This window comes from Mesorhizobium sp. M5C.F.Ca.IN.020.29.1.1 (assembly GCF_003997375.1).
GTDB classification, from domain to species: Bacteria; Pseudomonadota; Alphaproteobacteria; order Rhizobiales; family Rhizobiaceae; genus Mesorhizobium; species Mesorhizobium wenxiniae.
The window spans coordinates 1-4,170 of the sequence record NZ_RZSW01000544.1 but is presented as its reverse complement, the minus strand read 5'-3'; the positions used below and the strand labels follow the sequence as shown (position 1 = coordinate 4,170).

At 63.7% G+C, this 4,170-nt stretch carries 6 protein-coding genes; 5 read left to right on the top strand and 1 reads right to left on the bottom strand.

From position 1 onward, the window contains the following. The 4 genes from EOA85_RS29215 to EOA85_RS29200 form a co-directional block, all read left to right on the top strand. A partial coding sequence (locus EOA85_RS29215) for a nitrile hydratase subunit alpha (protein ID WP_127212071.1) occupies positions 1-423 on the top strand: 423 nt, incomplete at its 5' end. Further along, on the top strand, positions 420-1,079 hold the full coding sequence (gene nthB, locus EOA85_RS29210; protein WP_127212070.1) for a nitrile hydratase subunit beta: 660 nt from the start codon (positions 420-422) through the stop codon (positions 1,077-1,079). The genes EOA85_RS29215 and nthB, both read left to right, overlap by 4 nt. Continuing rightward, positions 1,066-1,449, top strand: coding sequence for a nitrile hydratase accessory protein (locus EOA85_RS29205; RefSeq protein ID WP_164759955.1), 384 nt, complete (start codon positions 1,066-1,068; stop codon positions 1,447-1,449). Before nthB ends, EOA85_RS29205 begins: the two co-directional genes overlap by 14 nt. Before the next feature lie 170 nt (positions 1,450-1,619). After that, the gene (locus EOA85_RS29200; RefSeq protein ID WP_127212072.1) at positions 1,620-2,747 is read left to right on the top strand and encodes an ATP-dependent RecD-like DNA helicase; all 1,128 of its coding nucleotides are present in this window, start codon (positions 1,620-1,622) and stop codon (positions 2,745-2,747) included. Between the two features lie 19 nt (positions 2,748-2,766). On the opposite strand, the gene EOA85_RS29195 is transcribed toward EOA85_RS29200, so the two are convergent. After that, positions 2,767-3,189, bottom strand: coding sequence for an STAS/SEC14 domain-containing protein (locus EOA85_RS29195; protein ID WP_127212069.1), 423 nt, complete (start codon positions 3,187-3,189; stop codon positions 2,767-2,769). A 112-nt stretch (positions 3,190-3,301) separates the two neighbouring features. Here EOA85_RS29195 and EOA85_RS29190 point away from each other — a divergent pair, with 112 nt between their 5' ends. Beyond that, positions 3,302-4,042 (top strand): pyridoxine 5'-phosphate synthase, encoded by a 741-nt coding sequence (locus EOA85_RS29190; RefSeq protein WP_127212068.1) that lies wholly within the window; start codon positions 3,302-3,304, stop codon positions 4,040-4,042. Positions 4,043-4,170: the final 128 nt, after the last annotated feature.

Here is a 4,170-nt window from a genome sequence, read left to right as displayed (position 1 = left end):
GATCCTGACTTTGCTGCCTTGCTGAAACGCGACGCGACGGTGGCGATTGGCTCGCTCGGCTACACCGGACGGCAAGGTGAGCATATGCAGGCCGTCTTCAACACGGTTGACACGCACAACCTCGTCGTCTGCACGCTGTGCTCGTGCTACCCGTGGTCGGTGCTCGGCCTGCCGCCGGTCTGGTATAAGGCGCCGCCCTATCGTTCGCGTGCAGTGATCGATCCGCGCGGCGTGCTCGAAGAATTCGGGCTGACCTTGCCGGCAACGACCAAAATCCGGGTGTGGGACTCTACTGCCGAGCTCCGCTATCTCGTCGTGCCGACGCGGCCGAAGGGCACCGAGGACTGGAGCGAGGAGCGGCTGGCGGATCTGGTGACGCGCGACGCGATGATCGGCACCGGACTGGCCGGGGCGACGAAATGAACGGGCCGCAGGATCTCGGCGGACAGATGGGGTTCGGGCCGGTCGCGCCTGAGAAGAACGAGCCCTATTTCCATGCCGCCTGGGAAAGGCGTGCACTGGGCGTGACGCTGTGCGCCGGCGCGATGGGGGCGTGGAACATCGACGAGAGCCGGCATGCGCGGGAGTCGCTGCATCCAGCCGACTACTATGCCTCCAGCTACTACGAGATCTGGATCAAGGCGCTGGAAACCTTGCTCAAGCGGCATGGCTTCGTCAGCGATCGCGATTTGGTCGCGGGCAAGGCGATCGATCCAGCGGCGGCGCCCAAAAGGGTGCTGAAGGCGGAAAACGTGCTGGCGGTGCTGGCCAAGGGCGGCCCATGCGACCGGCCGATCGCCACCCCGGCTCGGTTCAAGGCGGGCGACCTCGTGCGGACGAAGAATTTTCATCCGACCGGCCATACGCGGCTGCCGCGCTACGCACGCGGCAAGCAAGGCGCCGTCGAGGCGGTGCGCGACGGTTTTGTCTTTCCCGACACCAACGCGCATGGGCAAGGCGAAAACCCGCAATGGGTCTATACGGTGGTTTTTGAGGGCGCGGAAATCTGGGGCGAGGGCGCCGACCCGACGCTGACCGTGTCGATCGACGCCTGGGAGAGCTATCTTGAACCGGCGTGAGGCGAAGTCAATCACCGCGCTGCCGGCCGGCGTCGATGCGCCGGTTTTCGCCGAGCCATGGCAAGCGGAAGCCTTCGCCATGACGGTCGCGCTGCACGACAAGGGCCTGTTCTCTTGGAGCGAATGGGCGGACGCCTTGTCCGCCGAGGTCAAGAAGCCGGGTGCCGCGAGCGATGGCCATGATTATTACGAGCACTGGCTGGCAGCACTGGAAAAGTTGCTGTCGGCCAAAGGCGTCGCCGGCAAGAGCGATGTCGATACGCTTGCCGCTGCCTGGGAACGCGCCGCGCACGCAACGCCCCATGGCAAGCCGATCCTGCTGGAGAACGATCCCAGCCGGACCGAAGGTCGTGGCGGCCCGACCGGTTAGGTCGTGGCGGCCCGACCGGTTAGGTCGTGGCGGCTCGACTTTGTTCCCTTTACGTTCCGACCTCTGCCTGATAACTTGCGTCATTGTCGGCGGTAGGCCCGCCACTGATGAGCTTAGTGCCGGTAGTCGTCGGCCTTGTCTTTCCCTCGCGAATCCGGTCTCTCGCGCTGATGGAATTCTCTCCTCAACAGGACGAAGCGCTGAAAGCGGTCGCCACCTGGCTCAAGACCGGAAAGCCGCAGCTCTTCCGGCTGTTCGGCTTTGCCGGTACCGGCAAGACGACGCTAGCGCGCTATTTTGCCGAGCATGTCGACGGCCAGGTGCAGTTCGCCGCCTTCACCGGTAAGGCGGCGCAGGTGCTGCGTTCCAAGGGCGCGGTCAATGCCCGCACCATCCATTCGCTGATCTACCGGCCGAAGGGCGAGGAGACGGTAGCGGACGAGGTGACCGGCAAGACTTCGATGTCGCCGACCTTCTCGCTCAACCGGCAGAGCCCGATCTCGCGGGCGAAGCTCGTGGTCATAGACGAATGTTCGATGGTCGACGAACAGCTCGGCCGCGACCTGATGAGTTTCGGCACGCCGATCCTCGTTCTCGGCGATCCCGGGCAGTTGCCCCCGATCTCGGGCGGCGGCTTCTTCACCGACCATGAGCCGGATATTCTGCTCACCGAGATCCACCGGCAGGCGCGCGACAACCCGATCATCCGGCTGGCGCTCGACGTGCGCGAGGGACGCGAATTCATGCGCGGCGACTATGGCACGGCGCAGGTGATCGGCAAGGAAGATGTCACCCAGGAACTGGTGCTGAAGGCGGACCAGGTGCTGGTCGGCACCAACAGGACGCGGCGTCGGTATAATCAGCGGCTGCGCGAACTGAAGGGGTTTAATGCCGACTACCCGCAGGCCGGCGACAAGCTCGTCTGCCTGCGCAACGACCCGGCCAAGGGATTGCTCAACGGCTCGCTGTGGAAGGTGATGACCTCGTCGCGCGAGACGGTGAAACCCGGCATCAATTTGCTGGTCTCACCGGAGGAGGACGATCCGGACCGCGGCGTTGCCAAGATCAAGCTGCTCAAAGCGGCGTTCGAGGTCCCGGACGCCGATATTCCCTGGCAGCAGAAAAAGCGCTTCGACGATTTCGACTATGGCTACGCGCTGACCGTGCATAAGGCGCAGGGCTCGCAGTGGAACGATATCGTGCTTTTCGACGAAAGCTGGGCGTTCAAGGAAACCCGCCAGCGCTGGCTCTACACCGCGATCACGCGCGCGGCCGAACGGCTGACGATCGTCAGATAGGATCGATCCCGCGTCACCATCATGACCCTGCTGGCATCACCGGCGCACTAAGCGGCTTGGCGCCCAGCCATTCCCAGGCGGCCGCTTCGTCCTCGGCCTCGAAATGCCGGAACTCGATTGGCACGGAGGCGGGCAAGATGCCTTGTGCGCCCGGTATCCAGTTTGGCTCGCCGATTGCCGCACAGCGGCCGATATGCGCCACGGCATCGGCGGTGCCCTGTTCGATAGTACTGTCCGACACATCGGCCCAGTCGACGCCGTCATGATCGACCACACGCACCAGCACGTCGATTCTCGGGTGCAGCGCGTAAGCCGCCTCCAGCAAACCGAACAGATTCTCCGCGTCGGCGGCCGTGATATGGCCGACGACGTCGATGGCGAACAGGTCGTCGCGGTCGGTGTCGATGCGGCGAACCGCCGGCACGGCTTCAAGATAATTCACGGGCCTTCCTCTTGCTGGATATTATTCGTTCCTCTGGAACACCGGAAACCCCCTGTCTGTTCCCGCCAAAGGCGTTATAGGTGGCCGCAAATGCGTCCGGACCCGAGAAGCCATGCCTGCAAAACTCTCCGTCAATCTCAATGCCATCGCCATGCTGCGCAACCGGCGCGATCTGCCGTGGCCAAGCGTCACCGGGCTCGGACGCATCGCACTTGCCGCGGGCGCGCATGGGCTGACAGTGCATCCGCGGCCCGACGAGCGGCACACCAGGCATTCCGACCTGCCGCAGATCAGGGCGCTGATCGACGACGAATTCCCTAAGGCGGAGTTCAACATCGAGGGCTATCCGAGCGAGGATTTCCTGGCGCTTGTGGAAAAGCACCAGCCGGAGCAAGTGACGCTGGTGCCCGACGACCCTGCCCAGGCCACCTCCGACCATGGCTGGAACTTTGCCGCCGAGGCGGCGTTCCTGACGCTGGTCGTCAAACGCCTGAAAAAGGGGGGCTTTCGCGTGTCGTTGTTTTCCGACCCGGATCCGGCAGGCATGAAGGCCGCGCGCGACACCGGCGCCGACCGGATCGAGCTCTACACGGGTCCATATGGCAGCTATCATTCCGATTCGGCAGAAGCGGCGAAGGAGCTGGAAAGATTAGGGAAAACCGCGGATGCCGCGCTTGCCGCCGGACTTCAGGTCAATGCCGGGCACGATCTGGTGGTGAACAACCTGCCGGCATTGGCAAAGCGCATCCCGGCACTGGCCGAAGTGTCGATCGGACATGGGTTGACAGCCGATGCGTTGGAGTATGGCATGGCCGGTACGGTCAAAAGATTTCTGAAGGCCTGTGGGTGGTAGCGATGGAAGCCTCGCTTTGCGGACATGGCAGCCATCTCGTTGGGGCACTTGATATTGCATCGCAGCAAGCGTAGAGCACCGCGCGCTTATCGGAGTGTCGTCCATGGCCCTTACCAACAGTGGTAGTG